This is a genomic window from Streptomyces luteolifulvus (assembly GCF_008806595.1).
In the GTDB taxonomy this organism is placed as follows: domain Bacteria; phylum Actinomycetota; class Actinomycetes; order Streptomycetales; family Streptomycetaceae; genus Streptomyces; species Streptomyces luteolifulvus.
Genome location: NZ_VZRB01000009.1, coordinates 122,942 through 145,594 on the forward strand (window position 1 = coordinate 122,942; position 22,653 = coordinate 145,594).

Here is a 22,653-nt window from a genome sequence, read left to right on the forward strand (position 1 = left end):
GTGGATAACTCCGCCACTCACACGAGTGAAGCCCACGCACTCACCGCGGCGACACCACAACCCCCAGCAACCCGGGCCCGGTGTGCGCCCCGATCACCGCCCCCACCTCGCTCACATGCAGGTCGGCGAGCCGGGGCACGCGTGCCCGCAGACGGTCCGCCAGGGCCGACGCCCGGTCGGGGGCGGCGAGGTGGTGGACGGCGATGTCGACGGGCGCGCCGCCCGCCCGGTCGGCCACGATCTCCTCCAGGCGCGCGATGGCCTTGGACGCCGTCCGTACCTTCTCCAGGAGTTCGATGCGCCCGCCCCGCAGTTGCAGCAACGGCTTCACGGCGAGCGCGGAGCCGAGGAGCGCCTGCGCCGCGCCGATCCGGCCGCCGCGGCGCAGATAGTCGAGGGTGTCGACGTAGAAGTAGGCGGACGTGCCCGCGGCCCGCTTCTCCGCGGCGGTGACCGCCTCGTCCACCGTGCCGCCCGCCTCTGCCGTCTCGGCCGCGGCCAGCGCGCAGAAGCCGAGCGCCATCGCGACCATCCCGGTGTCCACCACCCGCACCGGCACGGGTGCCTCGCGAGCGGCGTGGACCGCCGCGTCGTACGTACCGGAGAGCTCCGCGGACAGATGCAGGGAGACGATGCCGGTGGCGCCGGACTCGGCGACCCTGCGGTAGGTCTCCGCGAAGAGCTGGGGGCTGGGGCGGGAGGTGGTGACCGGCCGGCGCTTCTGGAGCGCCTGGGCCAGCGAACGGGTCGAGATCTCGGTACCTTCGTCGAGCGCCTGGTCGCCGAGAACGACGGTCAGAGGCACCGCCGTGATGCCGTGGCGCTCCATCGTCCTCGGCGGCAGGTAGGCCGTTGAATCGGTGACGATCGCGACATGGCGGGACATGAGCTGGAGGTTACCTGGCGTAGCGCCCGGGCGGCAGCCCGGCCCCGCTCACCTGTTGCGGCCGTGTCCGGATCAAGTCGTGCTCTCGGGGCGGGTCTTCTTCTGCCAGGGGTACTCGGGGCGGCGGTCCGGCGGGGTGATGGCGGCCCGAGTGGGCTCCTCGGCGGTGCGCGACGGGGGCGTGTCCGTCCAGGTCTGCCGGCCGGCCGCATCGTCGGCGGCCGGGGTCTCGGGCCACGGGGGCGCAGGGGAAGCCGGCTCCTCCGTCGTCCAGTGCCGCAGGGCGCCGGACTCCACGTCGATCTGCGCGCTCAGCGCGTCCAGGTCGTCGTCCGCGAAGCGGCGGGCCCGGTCGCGGGCCGCCCAGCGCAGCGAGTCGGCCGCGTGGGTGATCCGCTCGGTGCGTTCGCGCAGCGAGGGCAGCCGCTCGGTGAGCGTCGCCCGGTCCGGCTCGGACTCCAGGCGCCTGAGCTCGCCGTCCAGTTCGTGGCCGTGCGCACTGAGCCGATCGAACAGGCCGAGGGATTCCTTGAGCGATTCGTCCTCGGCCACGCCGGCGTGCAGGGCGTCCTGTGTGGCACGCATCGACGTGCGCAGCTTCAGCCGCAGCTGGGCGATCTCGCCGGCCGGGCCGGGCTGGGCGAAGGACTTGGCTCGCAGGGTGTGGTCCTCGACCGTGCGGCGGGCCTGGGTGATGGTACGGTCCACACCGCGCTTGGCGGCGCCGACCACCTTCACCGTGGCGTAGGCACCGAGGACCAGGAAGAGCACGAAGAGCAGGGCAACGACTGCGATCACTGCTTCCACGAGGCTCCTCCTCGGCCGGCTGCGACGCACTCCGCGCCGCTCTTCAACGGTAAACGCAACAGGCAGGTCCGGAGTTCCGAGAGAACCCCGAACCTGCCCGTAGGGGACTACCCCGAGCCGGGACCGCGGCAACGGCTCGCGCACCCGGCCGGTGTTCAGGCCGTGACGATGTTCACCAGCTTCGGGGCCCGCACGATGACCTTGCGGATGCCCGCGCCGTCCAGCGCGGCCACGACCTTCTCGTCGGCCAGCGCAACCTTCTCCAGCTCGTCCTCGGAGATGGACGGGGAGACCTCCAGGCGCGCCTTGACCTTGCCCTTGATCTGGACCACGCAGGTCACGGTCTCGTCCACGACGTACGCCGGGTCGGCGACCGGGAAGTCCCGGTGGACGACCGAGTCGGTGTGGCCCAGCTTGCGCCACAGTTCCTCGGCGATGTGCGGGGCCAGCGGGGCCACCAGCAGCACCAGGCGCTCGGCGACGGAGCGCGGCACCGCGCCGCCCGCCTTGGTCAGGTGGTTGTTCAGCTCGGTGACCTTGGCGATGGCGGTGTTGAACCGCATGCCCTCCAGGTCCTGGCGCACACCGTCGATGGCCTTGTGCAGGGCGCGCAGCGTGTCCTCGTCGATGCCGGTGTCCTCGACGTCGACGACGGTGACGGCACCGGTCGTCTCGTCGACGACATTGCGCCACAGCCGCTGCAGCAGCCGGAACTGGCCCACCACCGCGCGCGTGTCCCACGGCCGCGACACGTCCAGCGGGCCCATCGCCATCTCGTACAGGCGCAGTGTGTCGGCCCCGTACTCGGCGCAGATCTCGTCCGGAGTGACCGCGTTCTTCAGGGACTTGCCCATCTTGCCCAGCAGCCGGGAGACCTTCTCGCCCTGGTAGAAGTGGGCGCCGTCGCGCTCCTCCACCTCGGCGGCGGGCACCGCGATACCGCGGCTGTCGCGGTAGACGTAGGCCTGGATCATGCCCTGGTTGAACAGCTTGTGGAACGGCTCGGCCGAGGACACGTGCCCCAGGTCGTACAGGACCTTGGACCAGAAGCGCGCGTACAGCAGGTGCAGCACGGCGTGCTCGGCGCCGCCGACGTACAGGTCGACACCGCCGTGCGGCATGCCCTCGCGCGGGCCCATCCAGTACCGCTCGATCTCCGGGTCGACCAGCTTCTCGGAGTTGTGCGGGTCCAGGTAGCGCAGCTCGTACCAGCAGGAACCGGCCCAGTTGGGCATCGTGTTGGTCTCACGGCGGTACTTCTTCGGTCCGTCGCCCAGGTCCAGGGTGACGTCGACCCACTCTTCGTTGCGCGACAGCGGCGTCTCGGGCTGGGTGTCGTGGTCGTCCGGGTCGAAGGTGCGCGGCGAGTAGTCCTCGACCTCCGGCAGCTCCAGGGGCAGCATCGACTCGGGCAGGGCGTGGGCGACGCCGTCCTCGTCGTAGACGATCGGGAAGGGCTCGCCCCAGTAGCGCTGACGGCTGAACAGCCAGTCGCGCAGACGGAAGTTGACGGTGCCCTCGCCGATGCCCTTGCGCGACAGCCATTCGGTGATGCGTGCCTTGGCGTCGGCGACGCCCAGGCCGTCCAGGGAGACGTCGTCGTTGGAGGAGTTGATGATCTTGGCGTCGTACGACCCGAAGGCGTCGTCCCACGTCGACGTGTCGGTGCCCCGGCCGTCGGTCGGCTCGACGATGCAGTGGATCGGCAGTTCGAAGGCGCGCGCGAACTCGAAGTCGCGCTGGTCGCCCGCCGGGACGGCCATGATCGCGCCGGTGCCGTAGCCCATCAGGACGTAGTCGGCGATGAAGACCGGGACCTGGTCGCCGTTGACCGGGTTGGTCGCGTATGCGCCGATGAAGACGCCGGTCTTGTCCTTGGCCTCGGCCTGCCGCTCGACGTCGGACTTGGAGGCGGCCTGCGCGCGGTAGGCGGAGACGGCCTCGCCCGGGGTGGCGTGGCCGCCGGTCCACACGTCGTGGGTGCCCTCGGGCCAGGCCGCCGGGGTGAACTTCTCGACCAGCGGGTGTTCGGGCGCCAGCACCATGTAGGTCGCGCCGAACAGGGTGTCCGGGCGCGTGGTGAAGACCGTGATGCGCTCGCCGTCGATCGGGAAGTCGACGCGGGCGCCCTCGGAGCGGCCGATCCAGTTGCGCTGCTGCAGCTTGATGGCCTCGGGCCAGTCCAGCGCGTCCAGGTCGTCCAGCAGCCGGTCGGCGTAGGCGGTGATGCGCATGTTCCACTGGCGCAGCTTGGCCTTGAAGACCGGGTAGTTGCCGCGCTCGGACCGGCCGTCGGCGGTGACCTCCTCGTTGGCCAGCACGGTGCCCAGGCCGGGGCACCAGTTGACCGGCGCGTCGGAGGCGTAGGCCAGGCGGAACTCGCTCAGGACGTCGGCGCGCTCGGCGGCGGTCAGCTCGCTCCACGCGCGCGTGTCGCCCGGTACGGCGCGCTCACCGGACTCGAACTGCGCGATCAGCTGGGAGATCGGGCGGGCCTTCGCGGCCTCGTCGTCGTACCAGGAGTTGAAGATCTGCAGGAAGATCCACTGGGTCCACTTGTAGTAGTCCGGGTCGATCGTGGCGAAGGACCGGCGCTTGTCGTGGCCCAGGCCCAGCCGGCGCAGCTGGGACGTCATGTTGCCGATGGCCGCCTCGGTGGTGATCCGGGGGTGCTCGCCGGTCTGCACGGCGTGCTGCTCGGCGGGCAGGCCGAAGGCGTCGAAGCCCAGGGTGTGCAGGACGTTGTGGCCGGTCATGCGCTGGAACCGGGCGAAGACGTCGGTGGCGATGTAGCCCAGGGGGTGGCCGACGTGCAGGCCCGCACCGGAGGGGTACGGGAACATGTCCATGATGAACTTCTTGGGCTTGGCGACCAGCTCGGGGTCGCCCGCCAGGTCACCGCTCGGGTTCGGCGCCGCGTAGGTGCCGTCGGCGTCCCAGAAGTCCTGCCAGCGTGCCTCGATCTCGGCCGCCATGGCGGCCGTGTAGCGGTGCGGCGCTGCCTCCGCCGACACGGCAGCGGCGGCAGCGGGGTTCGTCTCGCTCATGATCCTCAAAGCTCCATCGATCGTCTCTGCCAGCACAAATGAAAAATCCCCTCGCACAGGAGGGGACGCCGCGCCGATTCCGAACCGTCCGATGACCGGCGGTCGGGACTGATCAGCGCGGCTCGCTAAGCAGAAGGCGTACGGCACGCATGGCGTTAGGGTACCGCAGGCCTTGAGACGACCGCGACGCGCATACGTATGCCTCCTTGGCACACGGGTGTCGCTCCCGCGGACCCCATGGGCCACTTCGACAACACCGACAAAATCTGAACCCAGGTCAAAAGGTTACTTCGCGTAACAACCACTAAGGGGACATCACCACAACCCCATCGGCTCTTGATAACGACGCAATAACTCAAACGCCGTACCCATCGGTATGGCGCCGCTTAGAGTGCGGCAGCGGGACCGCTTTCCCGAACCGCTCGGAGTTGCCCCCATGAACCCTCGTCTCAGTGACAGCTCGCTCCCCAAACCCGGCCGGTCGGCCTACGGGATGGTGACCGCTGTCGTTCTGCTGCTCATACCTGTGGTCGTGCTGCTCGGCGGCACCTGGCTCCAGGACTTCCTCAACTTCGGTGCGGGCGTTCTGTCGCTCGTCTCCCTCACCTGCTCCGTGATCTGGGGGCTGGTGGCCCAGGACCGGATGATCCTCAACATCCGCCAGCGGATCATCGCGCAGGGCATCCACCGGGTGACCGCCGTGGCCGCGATCGCGTTCCTCCTCGTACACATCACGATCAAGCTGACGCTCGAGCACACCGTCCTGGTCGCGGCGCTGATCCCCTTCAGCCTCGGTGTCGAGGGCAGCGGCGGACTCATCGGCCTGGGCTCCCTGGCCGCCATGCTCATGATCTTCGTGGGCATCACCGGCGCGCTGCGCAACCAGTTCGCCTCCCCGGCACCGGTCGCCGCGCGCTGGCGCGCGATGCACATGCTGGCCTATCCGGCCTGGTGCGCGGCCCTGATCCACGGACTGTACGCCGGCCGCCCGGCGAAGACGTTCTTCATGGTGTCGTACGAACTGTGTGTGATCGGAGTCGCCGCGGCCCTCGCTCTACGCGCGGCACCCCGCCCGTTCAAGCGCAAGGTCGCCGACCGGATCATCGCGATCCTGGGCACCGAGGAGCGCCCGGGCCGCGAGGACCTGGAGGCGAGCCGGGCCAGGGTGGCGGAGTCCGCGCTGCCGGGCTACGAGAACCAGCGCGCCGCACAGCCGCGCGCGTCGGCACCCCGCTACGAGGCGCCCGCGCAGCCCGCGGCGCCGGAGCCTGCGAACGGTTTCGCGGCCGCCTACCGGGCCGTCTCGACACCGCAGCGCCCGCAGCAGCCCTTCGGGGCGGACCAGACCGCGCGCATGGACCTGCCGCTGGACATGCAGGCCACCGAGGCGATGCCGCGGGTCGACAACGGCGCCGGCACCTCCGGCAGCTGGCCGATTCCGTCGCCGCCCCCCGTCGGCGAGGCGCCCCGGTCGTCCTACGACCCGCTCCAGGACACCGGATACGACATCCCGGCCTATGGCAATCCGGGCACGAACGGGTATGGCGGCCGTGATGTGTACGACACAGGTGAGTCGAACACCCTCTACGGCACGTACAACCAGAACGACACGTACAACAGCGGTCCCGCCACTGAACCATCGCCCGGTGCTCCGTACGACTTCGAGGCACCGGGTTCGGGCGAACCTTGGAACATGCCTTCCGGAGGCTATAGGTGAACGAGGCCCTGCCCGACGTCCCAGAAGTCCGCGTGGTCGGACTTCCCCAGCTCACGTCGGGCTTCGACCTTGTCGAAAGACTCGATCTGCCCATGCATCTGAAGGTGCACGGGCCGCTCGAACCCATGGGCGGCGAGCAGCTCGCGAAGCTCGCCGAGAACATCAATCTGAAGGGCCGCGGCGGCGCGGGCTTCCCCTTCCACAAGAAGCTGCGCTCGGTCGCCGAGTCGGCGATCAAGCGCGGTGTGCGGCCGGTCGTCGTCGTCAACGGCAGTGAGGACGAGCCGGCCTGCCGCAAGGACACGGTGATGATCAACCGTGCCCCGCACCTCATTCTGGACGGCGCGCTCCTGGTGGCGGAGGCGCTGGGTGCCCGCACGCTCGTGGTGGGGGTCACCCGTGAGTCCACGCAGCGCTCGATGGAGGCGGCGCTCGCCGAGCGCGGTCTGAGCAACAGCCGGCGGTCCGCGCTGCGCGCGAGCGTGCAGCGCAATCCGGTGCGCATGGTCACGGGCGCCGCCGCGTCGCTGATCCGCTCCATCGACGGCGGTCCTGCCATCCCGCCGGGCCGCAAGATCAGCGCCTCGCAGAGCGGCGTCGGCGGCGCGCCCACGCTGCTGTCCAACGCCGAGACGTTCGCGCAGCTGGCGATCGCCGCGCGCATCGGCCCCGAGCGCTACGGCAACACCGGCCTGTACGACGAGCCGGGCACCGTCATACTCACGGTCTCCGGGGCGGTCGCGCGCCCCATGGTGATCGAGGTGCCGACGGGTGTGCCGCTGCGCTACGTCCTCCAGCTCGCCGGCGCCCCGCCCGTTCCGCAGGGCGTGCTGACGGGCGGCTATCACGGCAAGTGGATCGACGCGGCGACCGTCAACGAGGCGATCGTCTCCCGCAACTCCCTGGATGCGGTGGGCGGTTCGCTGGGCGCGGGCGCGATCCTGCCGATCAGCCAGGAGACCTGCCCGCTGGGCGAGTCGCTGCGCGTGGCCCAGTGGCTGGCCGAGGAGAGCGCGGGCCAGTGCGGCCCCTGCTACCTCGGTCTGCCGGCCGCGGCGCGCGGCATGGAGGACATCCTCAACGGCGGCGGGCCGGCGGCTCTGGAGGCGCTCAAGCAGGTCGCCAAGAACGTGAAGCGGCGCGGCGCGTGCTCGCACCCCGACGGCTCCGCGATGTTCCTGGAGTCCACCATCAAGGCGTTCACGGACGACCTGGCCGCGCATGTCCTCGGAAACGGCTGCGGACGGCCCGTGGAGGGCGTTCTGCCGCTCTTCGAGGGCGGCCAGCTACCGACGGGCATCGCGGGCGGCGGCGAGGCCGAGGACAACGGTCCCAGCCGTCAGAAGATCTTCGTCGACTGGACGCTGTGCCGGGGTCACGGCCTGTGCGCGGACATCCTCCCCGAGGTCTTCGAGCTCGGCGCCGACGGCTTCCCCACCGTCGCCCAGGCGAAGGTACCGCGCTTCGCCGAGGCCAAGGCTCTACGCGCGGTGCGTCGCTGCCCGGCGCTCGCCCTGCGCATCGAGGAGGACACGCGCGCGCAGACGCCGTCCCGCAATCTGCCGGTGCTCTCCCAGGGCCGCGGACGCCGCGCCCTGGGACGCTGACCGCACCGACGCCGGGCCGCCCGCTCCGGGCGGCCCGGCGTTCTCGTGTCGTGGGCGAACGGCTCCGTACACACGTCGAAGGCGGGTCATCCGATCGGATGACCCGCCTTCGACTTCTGTGGAGCTAAGGAGAATTGAACTCCTGACCTCCTGCATGCCATGCAGGCGCTCTACCAACTGAGCTATAGCCCCTTGCGGCGTTCCGCCGGTGTCCCGGCGGCGACGCCAACATTACACGGTCGACGGGGTGCAGCACCAAATCGTTTCCGTTCTGCACGGATTCGGCACTTTCATCGAGTTTGTTGGATTTGTCGGATTTCAAGCGGTGACAAAGGAGTAGAACCGCTTGAGCGTGCAGTGCTCTTCGAGGAGCCGGCCGTAGATCGGCTCACCCTCCAGTTCGCGGTACGTCTCGATCGGGTCGCCTTTTATGATCAGCGCCCGCGCGCATTCCTCGCACCAGTACTGGTAGTCGGGGTTGACCGGCTCCATGTCCCGGACAATGGGCGTGCCGCTGCCGCACCAGTCGCACTTTCGCCTGTGTGCACCCATCGATCAGCTCCAGCTGTGGCCGCAGGCCGTGCACACGTAGGAGATTCCGCCGTTGTCGCCGAGCACTTGGGCGACATGCACGGAACCGCAGGAAGGGCAGCTGAGGCGGGTGACCGTGTCCCGTGTCGACGCTGCTTCGAGGAGGTGGCCGACCTCCTCGAGGATGCTCGCAGGCATCACTGCTCCCTCCCGTCGGGCCGCGCCCCCTTCCGGCCGTTTGATTCTGCCACGGCCGGACCGATACGGTCAGCGACGCCTGAGTACCAGTCCGGCCACGGCACCCCCCGCGGCGGTCCCGGCCAGCGCGAACATGCACGCCGAAAGCGCCTCCGCAGAGGTATACGCCCCGGAGGCCCCCAGTGACTCAAGCCGGTTCAGGAAGAGTGTGCCGAACACGGCGGCGCCGATCAGCTGCCCGAGCTGTGACCGTCGCGAGCAGAGCGCCGGGAGCATCTGTGCCGCCTCACCGAAGTGCCGTACGCACACGCCCCGGAGGAAGCTGCGGAATGAAAAAGCCCGCCCTCCGAAGAGGACGGGATCTTCTCAACCGATCTTTGACAACTCGGCAGAGTGTCGATCTGTGGAGCTAAGGAGAATTGAACTCCTGACCTCCTGCATGCCATGCAGGCGCTCTACCAACTGAGCTATAGCCCCTTGTGCCACGCGGTGGAGCCGCATGGTGTTTCGCCCCGCTCGGCGGGGCGAACAAGAAGAACTCTAGCCTGTGACCTGCCGGAAAGTGAAATCCGGCCCCCACGCCCTGGAACGGCGCTGAGGCCACGCCGTTCAGTCGTCGTCGCCGAGCACCGGCTCCGGGAGGGTGCCCGCGTTGTGCTCGAGGAGGCGCCAGCCCCGGGCGCCCTCGCCGAGGACGGACCAGCAGCAGTTGGAGAGGCCGCCGAGACTCTCCCAGTGGCGGGCCTCCAGGCCGAGGAGACGTCCGATGGTGGTGCGGATCGTGCCTCCGTGGCTGACCACCACGAGCGTGCCGTCCTCGGGAAGCTTCTCGGCGTGCCGGAGCACGACGGGGGCGGCGCGGTCGGCGACCTCGGTCTCCAGTTCGCCGCCGCCGCGGCGCACCGGCTCACCGCGTTTCCACGCGGCGTACTCCTCGCCGTGCCGGGAGATGATCTCCTCGTGCGTCAGCCCCTGCCAGACGCCCGCGTAGGTCTCGCGAAGGTCCTCGTCGTGGGTCACGGGCAGGCCGGTGAGCTCGGCGAGCTCGGCTGCGGTCTTCGAGGCCCGCTGCAGGTCGGAGGCGACGATCGCGTCGGGCTTGAGCGAGGCGAGCAGCCGGGCGGCGCGGCGGGCCTGGCCGACGCCCGCCTCGGTCAGCTCGACATCGGTGCTGCCCTGGAAGCGGCGCTCCACGTTCCAGGAGGTCTGGCCGTGCCGCCACAGGATGACGCGGCGGCCCCGGCCCGGCTCACTGCCGGCCTTGCCTGCCGAGGGGGCACTCATCGCACTTCCCTGAAGTCTCCGGCGTCCTCGGACTGCAGCTTGGCGTGCTCCTGGGCCTTGCCGCGGGTGGCCTTGGCGTCGGCGGGCAGTTCCAGCTCGGGGCAGTCCTTCCACAGCCGCTCCAGGGCGTAGAAGACGCGCTCCTCGCTGTGCTGGACATGGACGACGATGTCGACGTAGTCGAGCAGGACCCAGCGGGCCTCGCGGTCGCCCTCGCGGCGTACCGGCTTGGCGCCGAGGTCTTTCAGAAGCCGCTCCTCGATCTCGTCGACGATCGACTTGACCTGGCGGTCGTTGGGCGCGGAGGCGAGCAGGAAGGCGTCCGTGATCGACAGGACGTCGCTGACGTCGTAGGCGATGACGTCATGGGCGAGCTTGTCGGCGGCCGCCTGAGCGGCGGTGTTGATGAGCTCGAGAGAGCGGTCGGTGGCGGTCACTACAAGGCTTTCCGTCGGCGGTCGATTCGCATCAAGGGTCTCACGGACCGCCGACGCCACCCCACGTGATTATCGGATCACATGGGGCAGCATCTGCCGGCTAGGACGCGGAGGGCTGGTAGTCCTGGCCGAGGATCACCGAGACGTTCGCGTTCGAGGACACCTTGCCCTTGGCCACGGAGCCGTCGGGCAGACCGAGGGTCTTGGCGACCTCGGAGGCGTTCTCCTTGTCGGCTGCGTCGGCGTAGAGGACCTGGGACGCGGCCTGGGCGGAGCCCGCGGTGCCGCCCTCCAGGAAGGTGAAGCCGCCGTTGAGGAGGACCACGCGGGCCTTCTCGGTGTTGTCCTTGGTGCCGCTGGCGTTCTGGACGGAGACCCGGACCGCCGAGCCCTGGTCGGGGCTCTTCGCGGTCCCGCCGAGCACGTCCTTGACGACGCTGGCGCTGGTCTGGGCGCTCAGGGTGCCGTCGGTCTGGACGGGCAGCATGGCGGTCTTGTAGTCGCCGCCCTTGGCGAGGTCGGCGAGCTCGGCGAGGAAGGTGCCGAGGTCCTTGTCGGTCAGCGACGGGTCGAGGATCTGGGCCAGCGTCTGGACCGTGGTGGTCGCGGCGTCCGCGTCGGAGGACATCTTGCGCAGCACGGCCTGCATGACCTGTCCGAACCGCTCCAGCTGGGCGTTCTGGGCCTCGCCGGAGGCGCGGTAGGTGGCGTAGGCGACGGCCGTCTTGCCGCTGAGGGTCTGGCCCTCGCCCTTGTTCACCAGGGGCGAGGTGCCCTTCTTCTTGGCGTCCGGGTCGGGCACGTCGGTGTCGGTGTCCACCTCGATGTTGCCGACGAGGTCGACGAGGTTCTGCAGGTACGGGGTGTCCAGCCGCCACGTGCCCTGAATCTCGGTGCCGAGAACGGTGTCGAGGGATTCGCGCGTGCCCGAGGAACCGTCGTCGTCGACCGACTTGGCGAGGGTGGTCGTCGAGCCGTTCTCGTCGGTCAGGGCGAGGGAGTTGGGCAGCAGGACCGTGGTGCCCTGCTTGGTGGTGGTGTTGTCGACGAGCAGCGCCGTGGAGGTGCCGCCCTTCTTGGTGTTGTGCAGATGGACGACGATCACGTCGCGCTTCTGGGCGCCCGGTGCGGTGGCGGTGTCGGTCTTCGAGCCCGACGAGGACAGGCCGGGGAGCTTCCCCGCGTACCAGAGGTAGCCGACGCCGCCGACGGCGACCAGCGCGAGGACGACGACCAGGGCGACGAAGCGGCTGCGGGCGCGGCGCTTGGCCTCCTCGCGGCGCTCGGTGCGGTTCTCCGTGAAGCTCAGCCAGTTGATGACATCTTCGTCGTCACCGTCGGGCTGATCGACGAACGCGAACTGCTCGGTGCGGTAGTCCCGTTCGGCCTCGGAGCCACGCCGGCGTCCGGCCGGGTTGCCGTACCCGCCGTCCGGTTCGCCGCCGGAATCCCTGCCGGGCCGGGTGGCGGCGTCCGGCTGCCCGGACGGGCCGGTCTGCTGCGGGATGTAGGCGGTCTGTTCGGCGACGCGGGGCTGCTGGCCGCTGGTGGCGGTCCGGCCGTAGGGGTCGTACGGCGATGTGGGCGCGCCGCTCTGGTGCGTACCCGTGGCGTAGGGGTCGTACGGGGGCGGGGGCGGGGGCACCGGCGTCTGCCGGCCCGTGGCGTACGGGTCGTAGCCGGGCGCGGGCTGCTGTCCGCCCGTCGCGTACGGGTCGTAGCCGTAGCCCTGTTGCGCATAGGGGTCGTACGAGTGCTGCGGAGAGGGCTGTTGTGGAGACTGCTGCTGTCGCGGCTGCTGCGGCGGGACCGGTCGGTACACCGGCCGGCCGTACTCGTCGTAGCCGACGAGTTCGTACTGGTCGCCCTCGTACCCCGCGTCGTATCGGTCGTTCACCGGTGCCCCTCTCGGTTCACTCGCCGCGGTACAGCTCGCGCTTGTCGATGTAGCGCACGACTCCGTCCGGCACCAGATACCAGACGGGCTCGCCCTTGGCGACTCTCGCACGGCAGTCCGTGGAGGAGATGGCGAGAGCGGGAACCTCGACCAGCGAGACGCCGCCCTCCGGGAGTCCGGGGTCGGACAGGACGTGGCCCGGCCGGGTGACCCCGATGAAGTGCGCGAGGGAGAACAGCTCGTCCGCGTCCCGCCAGGTCAGGATCTGGCCCAGGGCGTCGGCGCCGGTGATGAAGAACAGGTCGGTGTCGGGGTTGAGCGCCTTCAGATCGCGCAGGGTGTCCGTGGTGTAGGTCGGGCCGCCGCGGTCGATGTCGATACGGCTGACGGAGAACTGCGGGTTCTCGGCGGTCGCGATGACCGTCATCAGATAGCGGTCCTCGGCCGGGGAGACCTTGCGGTGGGTCTTCTGCCACGGCTGGCCGGTCGGCACGAACACCACCTCGTCCAGGTGGAACTGCGCGGCGACCTCGCTGGCGGCCACCAGGTGTCCGTGGTGGATCGGATCGAACGTTCCGCCCATGACGCCCAGGCGGCGCTTGCCCGGGTGCGACGGGCCGCTTCCCGGGCGGTCGGCCGAAGGGCTGACGGTGCCGCTCGACGGACGGTTCTCCGCACCGTGCGCCGTGTCATCCGTCCTGTCATTCGCCGGACCGGTAGGCATGTCCTGCTCTCCCATGCGTGCAGACCCTACCGGCCCGGCCTGAGAGGCTCGGCCGACAGATCTCCGGGCAGCCCGGAAAGGGGCTTTTGCCGGGATCAGCGGTCGCGGTTGAAGCGGGTGGTGACCCACAGCAGGAGCAGCAGGGCGAAGAGGGCGCCGCCGCCGGTGAGGTAGGGGCTGAGGCTCTCGTGGTTGCCGCCGTGCTCCTCGCCCTCAGCGGCGAGAGTGACCAACTGGGCAGCGGTGCTGTGGAAGCTCATCTTCGGCAGGACCTATCGAGTGTGGGTGGGATAAAGATGTCGGCCCATCGTAAGCGGGCGGCTCGGGGGCGATCACGCCGACTCCACCGTTGGGGAACCTTCCCGCGCGTTCAGTCGTCCTTCCGCTTGTAGCCCCGCAGCACGAACCAAGCGGTCAGCACACAGCCCACCACCATCACGATCAGTACGACCCGGAGCAAGTTGCCCGCTCCCTGCTGCTCGGCGGCGCTCGCGGCCTCGGTGAGCCAGGCGGACACGGGGTGGCGCTCCATGACGGGACTCCTTCGCTGTACTGCCCGTCCACGCTAACTCCGCCTAGGCTGGGCTCGGCTTCGGGGGGCGCGAAGGGTCGCACAAGGGTCCGCCAAGGGCCACACATACCCACATGGGGGAGACATGTCCGACGACGGCCACGAGCACAACGGGCACGAGCACGTACCGAGCAGGCAGCGCAGGCGTTTCCCGGGGATCTCCTCGCGTGCGTACGAGCACCCGGCCGACCGCTCCGCGCTGGTAGCGCTGCGCAAGCTGAGCGGCTTCGACACCGTCTTCAAGGCGCTCAGCGGACTGCTGCCCGAGCGGAGCCTGAGGCTGCTGTTCCTGTCCGACTCGGTGCGGGTCTCCGACCAGCAGTTCACACACCTCAACGACATGCTGCGGGACGCCTGTTACATCCTGGACCTGGAGAAGGTCCCGCCGATGTACGTCAACCAGGACCCCCAGCCGAACGCGATGTGCATAGGCCTGGACGAGCCGATCATCGTCGTCACCACCGGGCTGGTCGAGCTGCTCGACGAGGAGGAGATGCGGGCGGTCATCGGGCACGAGGTGGGCCACGCCCTGTCCGGCCACTCCGTCTACCGGACGATCCTGCTGTTCCTGACCAACCTGGCCATCCGCATCGCCTGGATCCCGCTGGGCAACCTCGCGATCATGGCGATCGTGACGGCGCTGCGTGAGTGGTTCCGCAAGTCGGAACTGTCCGCCGACCGTGCGGGCCTGCTCGTCGGGCAGGACCTGAAGGCTTCCATGCGCGGCCTGATGAAGATCGCGGGCGGCAACCATCTGCACGAGATGAACGTGGACGCGTTCCTGCAGCAGGCCGAGGAGTACGAGGCGGGGGGCGACCTGCGCGACTCCGTGCTGAAGATCCTCAATGTGCTGCCCCGGTCCCACCCGTTCACCGCCGTGCGCGCGGCCGAGCTGAAGAAGTGGGCCGAGTCGCGCGACTACCAGCGGATCATGGACGGCCACTACCCGCGGCGCAGCGAGGACAAGGACACGTCGGTCACGGACTCGTTCCGCGAGTCGGCGGCGCACTACGCCACGCATGTGAAGAGCTCCAAGGACCCGCTGATGAAGCTGGTCACCGACATCGCCGGCGGCGCGGGGGATCTGGGTGGCCGAGTACGACGCGGCTTCACGGGCTTCACGGGTCCCGCCCCGGACGACCACCCGCCGACGGACCAGCCCCCGACGGACAGGCCACCCCACGAGGACGACTGACCGCCGCCACACCACACACCGACCGGGCACGGACACCACGGCTCGCGCCGTTCCCGGGCGCGCGACCACACGGCCGGCACCGGGCGGAACCGCACGGCTCGCCCCCTGGCGACCCGTCCGGCTCACGCCCGGCCGGACCCGCAGCACAGACCCGCCAGAACCGCAGTTCGACCGGCAGAAGCTGCGACGCAGACCCACCGGGGACCCGCAGCTCGCACAAGCCGAGCCCCGGCCCACGCCACCCGGGCCATACGGACCTCACGGGCCGAACCGCACGGAAGGCACAGGCCGGACCCTGCGGCCCACGCCGCCCGGAACAGACGGATCACGCCGCACGACCCCACGGAGGGCATCTCCCGGACCTTGCGGCCAGGACCGCCGGGACCGCAGCTCACACCAGCCGAAGCCTGCGGCGCAGACCCGCCGGTACGCGCAGCTCACACCGGCCGAGCCCGCGGCCCACGCCACCCGGGCACCGTACGGACCGCGTCGGCCGGTCCCTGCGGCCCACCCGACCCGGGCACCGTACGGACGGACCGGCCGGACCCTGCGGCCGGGACCGCCGGAACCGCCGGGGCCGCAGCTCACACCCGCCGAAGCCTGCCGCCCGCGCCGCCAGGACAGGCCGGTCACACTACCCAAGCCTCCCGCCCACGCCACCCGTGGAAGGCAAGCCCTCACCAGCCCGGCGTGCGGCCCAGGCCGCCCGGTCGCCCGGTCGCCCGGATCACACCCCGCCGGACCGCATGGAAGTCATCGGCCGGGCCGCGGCCCACCTCACCGAACCCCACAGATCGCACCGACCAGCCCCGCGGCGCACTCAGGATCACACCCGCCCGAACACCACGGGCCCCACACCCGCCCAGACCCCCGCAGATCACACCCGCCGGACCGCACCGCCCCCGCGCCGCACCACCACCCTCGCGAACGCACCCACGACCCCGGCCCCCCACCCGAGGCAACCCGCACCCCCACACCCCCTCACACCCTCGGCTGTGCGCTCGTCGCCAAGGATCCGCAGAGCGCCGTGGCGCTCCCCGTCGCGTAGGGGTCCGTGCCTGCCGGGCCGCCTGCCTTTGCCGTCTGGCCGGACAGGAGTGGACGCAGGTGGTTCGTGGAGTCCTCCGTGCAGGACAGGGGACCGGCCTGGACGTAGGAGACGACCAGCTGGGCCGTGTGCAGGCGCAGGTCGTCGCGGTCGAAGTGGAAGTGGAGCTCGCGCCGAACGGTGAACAGCGACACCTCGGCCTTGTCGTCGGCGCCCGCCGGACGCAGCGCGTAGACGAACGTGTGGTCCGCGGTGACCTCGAGCGTGGACGAGTCGGTCTCGGCGGCCTGGAGGGTGCCCTGGACGCGGATCTTGGCGCCGGCCAGCTCCGCGGCGGCCGGGTCGAAGCGGACCAGCCAGCCGGTGGGCGCATGCCGGCCGTCCGCGGTCGGGTGGGCGAAACTCTCGTCGAACTGGTCGAGTTGGTCGGTGTCGAGGAGGACGCGCACGGGGCGGACCTCCCGGCCGGTGAGGACCTCGGGATACAACGCGGATCGGACGATGTAGTCCTTGGCGGTGGTCAGGGCGCTGACGACCTGGCTGTCCGAGAAGTGGGCGGTGCGCCGGGAGGCGGGCAGGGGAACGCCCTCCGCGCCGACGCGGAACTGTGCGGCGGGACTGTGCGCGTACAGGTACTCGGGGTCGGTGTGGCCGGGGACCTCGCCCGCGGGGGCGAGCGGGATGACGGTCATCCGCAGGGGTTCGACGGGCTGCCGGGCGGCGGGGGTCTGGTAGGGGTGCCGTACGCCCATGTAGATCGCGGTGCCGAAGGCGACGGCGATCAGCAGGACCAGGATCAGCGCCTGCCGGGACACGCCCCGGCGCAGCGGCGGGCGGCGGCGCACGGCGGGCGCGTGGTCGGCCATGCGTTCCTGCGCGGAGGACTCCTGGAGGCGGGCAGCTCGGACGAACGACTCGTCGAAGACGACGGATCGGTACTCGTCCTCCGCACCTCCGGGGCCGCCCTCGGGTGTCCCCTCAGGTGGGTCTCCAGGCCCTCCCATATCTTCAGAGTAGGTCTCCCGGCGCTCAGGTAAACGCCCGGCTGCGCGACAAGTTCTGACAGGTTCTCACCAGGACGGCCGGGGAGCGGAGGGGTACCGTTCAGGGGGTGCGAGGATCCGCCGATACGGCTGGCCGAGAGTAGTCGGCGGATGCGGAGGGTGGCGCCGTGCTGCCCTGTTCCAGGCCCGTCGAGGCGGGCGGCGGGACCTGGTCCCGGCTGCCGCCCGAGGACGCGCCCCGGTAGACCGCGGCGAAGGCCAGCGCGACCATGCCGACGCCCATCACGAGGGCCAGCACCCAGGCGACGGGGCGGTGCCAGCGGACCTGTCTGCCGTAGGTCCCCGGGGCCCCGTAGCGGCGTTCCCAGGCGTCGGGGTCGGCGTCGTCCAGGTCGTCGAGTTCCGGATCATGGCCGAATCCGAAGCGCCCGTCGGGGCCGAAGCCGTCCTCGTAGCGCTCGCCTCTGCCGTGCGCCCGGCGTGCCTCTGCCTCGGAGGCCTCCGCTCTCGCCTGCGCGGCGGCCAGGAGGCGTTCGACGGCGGTCGGCTCGTGCACCACGGCCGCTCGTACGAAGGCCTCGTCGAAGACCACGGAGGCGAACTCTTCGTCCGACACCCCGCGGTCGTGGTCGTCGTCGGGCTCCCAGCCGTCAGGGAACGGCGTGCCCCCCACGTCCTCCGGCACGGATCCAGAGTAGACCTGGGGGGTCAATTTGGGCAGGCGGTATGGCAATTCATCCAGCCGCCAGGGCGGCTTTCCCGTGGCACGCGCGCGTTTCCCGCCGCCCGCGCACGGACGGGGCGCATGCCCCACGCATATGCGCCCCGGGTAATCCCAAGGTCGGACCGCCCGGACCACCCACCGAGGGCCCGGGATCGGCTCAGCGGCACGGCTCAGCGGCGGATGTGCCCGTCCCCGGTGACGATGTACTTCGTGCTGGTCAGCTCCGGCAGCCCCATCGGCCCCCGGGCGTGCAGCTTCTGCGTGGAGATGCCGATCTCCGCGCCGAAGCCGAACTGGCCGCCGTCGGTGAACCGGGTGGAGGCGTTGACCGCGACCGTCGTGGAGTCGACCAGCTGCGTGAAGCGGCGGGCGGCCTGCTGGGAGGTCGTCACGATGGCCTCGGTGTGGCCGGAGGTCCACAGCCGGATGTGCTCGACGGCCTTGTCGAGGGAGTCGACGACGGCCGCGGCGATGTCGTAGGAGAGGTACTCGGTCTCCCAGTCCTCCGGGGTCGCCTCGACGACGGTGGCCTTGGAGTCCTTGGCGTAGGCCAGCACCCGCTCGTCGGCGTGCACGGTCACGCCCGCCGCCGCGAGGGCGTCCAGGGCGCGCGGCAGGAACCCGGGGGCGATGTCCTGATGGACGAGGAGCGTCTCGGCGGCGTTGCAGACACTGACGCGCTGCGCCTTGGAGTTGATCAGGATGTCGATCGCCATGTCGAGGTCCGCCTGGGCGTCGACGTAGACATGGCAGTTGCCGGTGCCGGTCTCGATGACGGGGACGGTGGACTCCGAGACGACGGTCTGGATCAGGGAGGCGCCGCCGCGCGGGATGAGCACATCGACCAGACCGCGGGCGCGCATCAGCTCGCGCACGCTGTCGCGGCTCTCGCCCGGCACCAGCTGCACGGCGTCGGCGGGCAGCCCCGCCCCGCCCACGGCGTCGCGGATCACCCGGACGAGGGCGGTGTTCGACTCGTACGCCGAGGCCGAGCCGCGCAGCAGCACCGCGTTGCCGGACTTCAGGCACAGGGCGGCGGCGTCGACGGTGACGTTCGGGCGGGCCTCGTAGATGATCCCGACGACGCCCAGCGGGACGCGGACCTGGCGCAGGTCGATGCCGTTGGGGAGGGTCGAGCCGCGGACGACCTCGCCGACCGGGTCGGGCAGCGCGACGACGTCCCGCACATCGGAGGCGATGGCGCGCACCCGCTCGGGCGTGAGCGTGAGCCGGTCGACGATGGCCTCGCTGGTGCCGGCCTCGCGGGCCTTGGCGATGTCCTTGGCGTTGGCCTCGACGATCTCGCTCGTACGGACCTCCAGCGCGTCCGCGACGGCGAGCAGCGCGTCGTCCTTCTCGGACCGCGGCAGCGGCGCGAGGTCGGCGGCGGCCGCCTTGGCCCGGTAGGCGGCCTGGATGACCGGGGACATGGAGTCGTACGGAGAGAGCGTGGTCATGAGGGAAGGGTAGTCCGCCGGGCGGGCTGCGTTCACCGGTCGTCCCAGTGCGCGAGACGGGTTCAAAAGGGATGAACTCCGACAGGGGTCGCCGGCAGCGGCCCGTAGCCCTCGGCGATTCGCTGGTGGTAGGTCGGCCGGTCGATGACCTCCAGGCCGACGATCTCCCACGGCGGCAGCCCCGCGGTCTGGCGGTGCTCGCCCCACAGGCGCAGGGCGACGGCGGCCGCGTCGTGCAGGTCGCGAGCCTCCTCCCAGTAGCGGATCTCCGCGTGGTCGCCCGCGTATCTGCTGGTCAGGAGGAAGGGGTGGTCGTGCGCGAGCTGTTCGAGGGCGCGCCGCACCTCCTTGAGCGGGGCCTCGTCGCCGGAGACGCTCAGGGTGACGTGCCACAGGCGCGGCGCCTCCTCGGGCCGTTCGCCCTCGTAGCGGTCACCGGCCGAGACGCTCGTCAGCGCACGTTCCTCGCCGGCCGCGCGGGAGGGGGCGACTCCGGCTCCACTGACGCCGCCGCGGGCCGCCGCCCCAGGGCGCACTCGTCTCACGACGACCTCCTTCACGCAACGGTCGAGCAGGACCGTGCACGCCTGCTCGTACGGGATGTGTCCCTGAGACAAAGTTGAGCAGGCCGCACGGGCCCGCGGGGCGGTTTTGCGGAACGTCCACCTGAGGGCGACGCGCTCGCCGGGGCGTTCACCCCGTTTTCGGGCGGCTCGTGCGGCCGCCCGCCAACGGGTTCCGGGGCCGGTCAGGGATGCAGGAGAACCAGATCGTCGCGGTGGACGACCTCACGCTCGTAGTTCGGGCCGAGATCGCGGGCCAGTTCCCGGGTCGAGCGGCCGATCAGCAGGGGAATCTCCTTGGCGTCGAAGTTGACGAGTCCGCGGGCCACCGCGCGGCCCCGGCCGTCGCGCAGTTCGACGGGGTCGCCGGCGCTGAACTCGCCCTCGACGGCGGCGATCCCGGCCGGCAGCAGCGACGTGCGGCGCTCGACGACCGCGCGCACCGCCCCGTCGTCCAGCGTCAGGGAGCCCTGCGGGGTGGAGGCGTGCTGAAGCCACAGCAGCCGGTCGGCGGAACGCTTTCCGGTGGCGTGGAAGTAGGTGCCGGTGTCACCGCCCGAGACCGCGTCGGCCGCGTGCACCGCGCTGGTCAGCACCACGGGGATGCCCGCGGCGGCCGCGATCCGGGCGGCCTCGACCTTGGTGACCATGCCGCCGGTGCCGACGCCGGCCTTACCGGTGCTGCCGATCTCGACGTGGGCGAGGTCGGCGGGTCCCCGTACCTCCGCTATCCGCGAGGTGCCCGGCTTGCCGGGGTCGCCGTCGTACACGCCGTCCACGTCGGACAGCAGGAGCAGCAGGTCGGCGCGGACGAGGTGGGCGACGAGGGCGGCGAGCCGGTCGTTGTCGCCGAAGCGGATCTCGTCCGTGGCGACGGTGTCGTTCTCGTTGACGACCGGGAGGGCGCCCATCGCGAGGAGCTTGTCGAGGGTGCGGGAGGCGTTGCGGTGGTGGGAGCGGCGGCTCATGTCGTCGGAGGTGAGCAGGACTTGGCCGACGCGGACGCCGTAGCGGGCGAAGGAGGCGGTGTAGCGGGCCACCAGGAGGCCCTGGCCGACGCTGGCCGCGGCCTGCTGGCGCGCGAGGTCCTTGGGGCGGCGGCGCAGGCCCAGCGGGGCGAGGCCCGCGGCGATCGCGCCGGAGGAGACCAGCACGATCTCCTTCTCTCCCCCGCTGCGGCTCTTGGCGAGTACGTCGACGAGCGCGTCGACGCGGTCGGCGTCCAGCCCGCCCGATGCGGTGGTCAGCGACGAGGAACCCACCTTGACCACGATCCTGCGGGCCTCGATCACTGCCTGCCTTGCCGCTGCCACCTTGGTCGTTGTCCCCTCGCGTAGGTCTCGGCCGCTCACTCGGCAATCTACGCGAACGGGGGCGGGCCCCGCGCATCGGTCCAGGCATCGGACACACCATGCGTAACCGCGTGCTCACGCGCCGCACAGGGCAAAAAGGTTGTACTGGTTGCTTATAGAAATCAAAGAGCACTTAAACTTAGTTTGAAGTTTGTGTCACCTATAGTTCGCGATGTGAAGCGCATACTTCTGAGATCGGGGAAGAGCCCCTACGACGTCATCCCCGTGGAGGAAGCCCTCCACCGCGACGTCATCGCCACCAACTCCGGCAACCTGATCTTCAGCGACGCCGCGCACAAGATTCTCGAGACCCCGGACACGGAAGTCGTCTCGAACCGCATGCGGATCGACCCGGCCCAGGCGGGGCGGATCAACGAGGAGTACGACGCGTTCGTCGTGCCGCTCGCCAACGCCTTCCGGCTGTCGTTCGAGCCCGCGCTGCAGAAGCTGACGCGGCTCATCACCAAGCTGAAGATCCCGGTCGTCGTGGTCGGAGTCGGCGCGCAGTCCTCGCTGGACTACGACCCGGACAAGCTGAGGTCCATGGAGACCTCCGTCCGCGCGTTCGTCTCGGCGGTGCTCGACCGCAGCGCCACGATCGGCGTGCGCGGCGAGTTCACGGAGAAGTACCTCAAGGACATGGGCTTCCGGGACGTCGAGGTCATCGGCTGCCCGTCGATGTTCATGCACGGCAAGGAACTCGGCGTGCACAAGCGGGTGCCGGGGCTGACCACCGACTCACGGATCGCGATCAACGGCTCGCACAGCGCGGTCCGGGGCCAGGGCATGGACCAGGTCATCCGCCGCACCCACGAGCGCTACCCGAACCTGTGCTACATAGGCCAGAACCTCAGCGACGCACGTCAGCTGCACTGGCGGGACCTGTCGCACCCCAACGGCCGGATCACGGCGATGCCGACGCACCCGGACCACCCGATGTACGCGGAGGACAAGGTCCGCCTCTACATCGACCCCATCACATGGATCAACGATCTGCGCGAGGTCGACTTCTCCTTCGGCTCCCGCATCCACGGCAACATCGCCGCGCTGCTGGCGGGCACGCCCGCGACCGTGCTGACGGCCGACTCGCGGACGCTGGAGCTGTGCCGTTACTTCGACATCCCGCACCAGCGGATCGACCGGATCGCCGAGGACCTGGACCCGGCGCGGCTGTACGAACAGGCCGACTTCACCAAGCTGGTCGGCGGTCACCAGGAGCGTTTCGAGCGCTTCACGGCGTTCCTGGACAAGAACGGCCTGAAGAACACCTTTACCCACGGTGACGGCGGCGTGGCCTTCGAGCAGCGCATGCGGAAGCTGACGTTCCCGCCGGGCATCCGCCCCTGGAACGACACCGATCTCATCTCGCTCACCACGCGGTTCGGCTTCCTGCAGAGCCGTATCGTCCAGCTGTCCAAGGACAACGCGCAGCTCAAGCGGGAAGTGGCGAAGGTCAAGGCCGGTGCCGACAAGCCCACCCCGGTGGCCAAGGCGACCGCGGACGGGTCCTCGACCTCCGTCATCCGCCGCGCACGGCGTGCCGTCGGGCGGCCGCTGCGCCGGACACGGCAGACCGACGGCCAGTAGCACCCCGTAACACCCGC

Annotated in this window: 20 protein-coding genes, 2 tRNA genes and 1 pseudogene; 4 read left to right on the top strand and 19 right to left on the bottom strand. The window is 70.4% G+C overall.

Annotation, left to right across the window (positions count from 1 at the left end; translation table 11 throughout):
• Positions 1 to 40: 40 nt before the first annotated feature.
• From F7R91_RS15685 to leuS, 3 genes are all read right to left on the bottom strand, one after another.
• Positions 41 to 886: a DegV family protein gene (locus tag F7R91_RS15685; protein WP_150949115.1), complete on the bottom strand. Its 846-nt coding sequence runs from the start codon at positions 884 to 886 to the stop codon at positions 41 to 43.
• 72 nt (positions 887 to 958) lie between these two features.
• Positions 959 to 1,693 carry a hypothetical protein gene (locus tag F7R91_RS15690; RefSeq protein ID WP_150949117.1) on the bottom strand — a complete coding sequence of 245 codons (735 nt, stop codon included), beginning with the start codon at positions 1,691 to 1,693 and terminating at the stop codon, positions 959 to 961.
• A gap of 155 nt (positions 1,694 to 1,848) precedes the next feature.
• Entirely contained in the window at positions 1,849 to 4,740 is a 2,892-nt protein-coding gene (gene leuS, locus F7R91_RS15695) for a leucine--tRNA ligase (protein ID WP_150949121.1), read from the bottom strand.
• Between the two features lie 436 nt (positions 4,741 to 5,176).
• On the opposite strand from leuS, the gene F7R91_RS15700 reads away from it, so the two are divergent.
• Together F7R91_RS15700 and F7R91_RS15705 are read left to right on the top strand one after the other, a co-directional pair.
• Positions 5,177 to 6,457, top strand: a complete 1,281-nt coding sequence (locus tag F7R91_RS15700) for a cytochrome b/b6 domain-containing protein (RefSeq protein WP_225320664.1) — start codon at positions 5,177 to 5,179, stop codon at positions 6,455 to 6,457.
• A complete protein-coding gene (locus F7R91_RS15705) occupies positions 6,454 to 8,064 on the top strand; it encodes an NADH-quinone oxidoreductase subunit NuoF family protein (RefSeq protein WP_150949124.1) in 1,611 nt (536 codons plus the stop codon). The genes F7R91_RS15700 and F7R91_RS15705 overlap by 4 nt, the downstream gene beginning before the upstream one ends.
• A gap of 119 nt (positions 8,065 to 8,183) precedes the next feature.
• On the opposite strand, the gene F7R91_RS15710 is transcribed toward F7R91_RS15705, so the two are convergent.
• The 11 genes and pseudogenes from F7R91_RS15710 to F7R91_RS42050 all read right to left on the bottom strand — a co-directional run bounded on the left by F7R91_RS15710 (position 8,184) and on the right by F7R91_RS42050 (position 13,667).
• A tRNA-Ala gene (locus F7R91_RS15710) sits at positions 8,184 to 8,256 on the bottom strand.
• Positions 8,257 to 8,382: 126 nt separating this feature from the next.
• The gene (locus F7R91_RS15715) at positions 8,383 to 8,616 is read right to left on the bottom strand and encodes a hypothetical protein (protein ID WP_003976229.1); all 234 of its coding nucleotides are present in this window, start codon (positions 8,614 to 8,616) and stop codon (positions 8,383 to 8,385) included.
• A 3-nt stretch (positions 8,617 to 8,619) separates the two neighbouring features.
• Positions 8,620 to 8,793 (bottom strand): hypothetical protein, encoded by a 174-nt coding sequence (locus F7R91_RS15720; protein WP_107057459.1) that lies wholly within the window; start codon positions 8,791 to 8,793, stop codon positions 8,620 to 8,622.
• A 69-nt stretch (positions 8,794 to 8,862) separates the two neighbouring features.
• Positions 8,863 to 9,042, bottom strand: a pseudogene (locus tag F7R91_RS42740) (MFS transporter); the annotation flags it as partial.
• Between the two features lie 155 nt (positions 9,043 to 9,197).
• Positions 9,198 to 9,270 (bottom strand) — tRNA-Ala (locus F7R91_RS15730).
• 132 nt (positions 9,271 to 9,402) lie between these two features.
• Positions 9,403 to 10,077, bottom strand: coding sequence for a histidine phosphatase family protein (locus tag F7R91_RS15735; protein ID WP_150949127.1), 675 nt, complete (start codon positions 10,075 to 10,077; stop codon positions 9,403 to 9,405).
• A complete protein-coding gene (rsfS, locus tag F7R91_RS15740; RefSeq protein WP_150949130.1) occupies positions 10,074 to 10,514 on the bottom strand; it encodes a ribosome silencing factor in 441 nt (146 codons plus the stop codon). The genes F7R91_RS15735 and rsfS overlap by 4 nt, the downstream gene beginning before the upstream one ends.
• A 100-nt stretch (positions 10,515 to 10,614) precedes the next feature.
• Complete coding sequence (locus F7R91_RS15745; protein WP_150949133.1) at positions 10,615 to 12,411, bottom strand: LCP family protein; 1,797 nt, start codon at positions 12,409 to 12,411, stop codon at positions 10,615 to 10,617.
• A 16-nt stretch (positions 12,412 to 12,427) separates the two neighbouring features.
• Positions 12,428 to 13,150, bottom strand: a complete 723-nt coding sequence (gene nadD / locus F7R91_RS15750) for a nicotinate-nucleotide adenylyltransferase (protein WP_150949137.1) — start codon at positions 13,148 to 13,150, stop codon at positions 12,428 to 12,430.
• Positions 13,151 to 13,230: 80 nt separating this feature from the next.
• The gene (locus F7R91_RS42045) at positions 13,231 to 13,395 is read right to left on the bottom strand and encodes a hypothetical protein (protein ID WP_191971506.1); all 165 of its coding nucleotides are present in this window, start codon (positions 13,393 to 13,395) and stop codon (positions 13,231 to 13,233) included.
• A gap of 110 nt (positions 13,396 to 13,505) precedes the next feature.
• Positions 13,506 to 13,667: a hypothetical protein gene (locus F7R91_RS42050; protein ID WP_191971507.1), complete on the bottom strand. Its 162-nt coding sequence runs from the start codon at positions 13,665 to 13,667 to the stop codon at positions 13,506 to 13,508.
• Positions 13,668 to 13,791: 124 nt separating this feature from the next.
• Between F7R91_RS42050 and F7R91_RS15755 the strand changes: the two genes are divergently transcribed.
• On the top strand, positions 13,792 to 14,901 hold the full coding sequence (locus F7R91_RS15755; protein WP_150949140.1) for a M48 family metallopeptidase: 1,110 nt from the start codon (positions 13,792 to 13,794) through the stop codon (positions 14,899 to 14,901).
• A 981-nt stretch (positions 14,902 to 15,882) separates the two neighbouring features.
• Here the strand turns inward: F7R91_RS15755 and F7R91_RS15760 are convergent.
• From F7R91_RS15760 to proB, 5 genes are all read right to left on the bottom strand, one after another.
• A complete protein-coding gene (locus tag F7R91_RS15760) occupies positions 15,883 to 16,953 on the bottom strand; it encodes an SCO2583 family membrane protein (RefSeq protein ID WP_150949142.1) in 1,071 nt (356 codons plus the stop codon).
• A gap of 100 nt (positions 16,954 to 17,053) precedes the next feature.
• Positions 17,054 to 17,638 carry an SCO2584 family spore wall biosynthesis protein gene (locus tag F7R91_RS15765; protein WP_225320665.1) on the bottom strand — a complete coding sequence of 195 codons (585 nt, stop codon included), beginning with the start codon at positions 17,636 to 17,638 and terminating at the stop codon, positions 17,054 to 17,056.
• 209 nt (positions 17,639 to 17,847) lie between these two features.
• Entirely contained in the window at positions 17,848 to 19,134 is a 1,287-nt protein-coding gene (locus F7R91_RS15770) for a glutamate-5-semialdehyde dehydrogenase (protein ID WP_150949150.1), read from the bottom strand.
• A 62-nt stretch (positions 19,135 to 19,196) separates the two neighbouring features.
• Positions 19,197 to 19,670, bottom strand: coding sequence for a hypothetical protein (locus F7R91_RS15775; protein ID WP_150949412.1), 474 nt, complete (start codon positions 19,668 to 19,670; stop codon positions 19,197 to 19,199).
• Positions 19,671 to 19,882: 212 nt separating this feature from the next.
• Positions 19,883 to 21,010: a glutamate 5-kinase gene (gene proB / locus F7R91_RS15780; RefSeq protein WP_150949153.1), complete on the bottom strand. Its 1,128-nt coding sequence runs from the start codon at positions 21,008 to 21,010 to the stop codon at positions 19,883 to 19,885.
• A gap of 213 nt (positions 21,011 to 21,223) precedes the next feature.
• Here proB and F7R91_RS15785 point away from each other — a divergent pair, with 213 nt between their 5' ends.
• On the top strand, positions 21,224 to 22,636 hold the full coding sequence (locus F7R91_RS15785) for a polysaccharide pyruvyl transferase family protein (RefSeq protein ID WP_150949157.1): 1,413 nt from the start codon (positions 21,224 to 21,226) through the stop codon (positions 22,634 to 22,636).
• Positions 22,637 to 22,653: the final 17 nt, after the last annotated feature.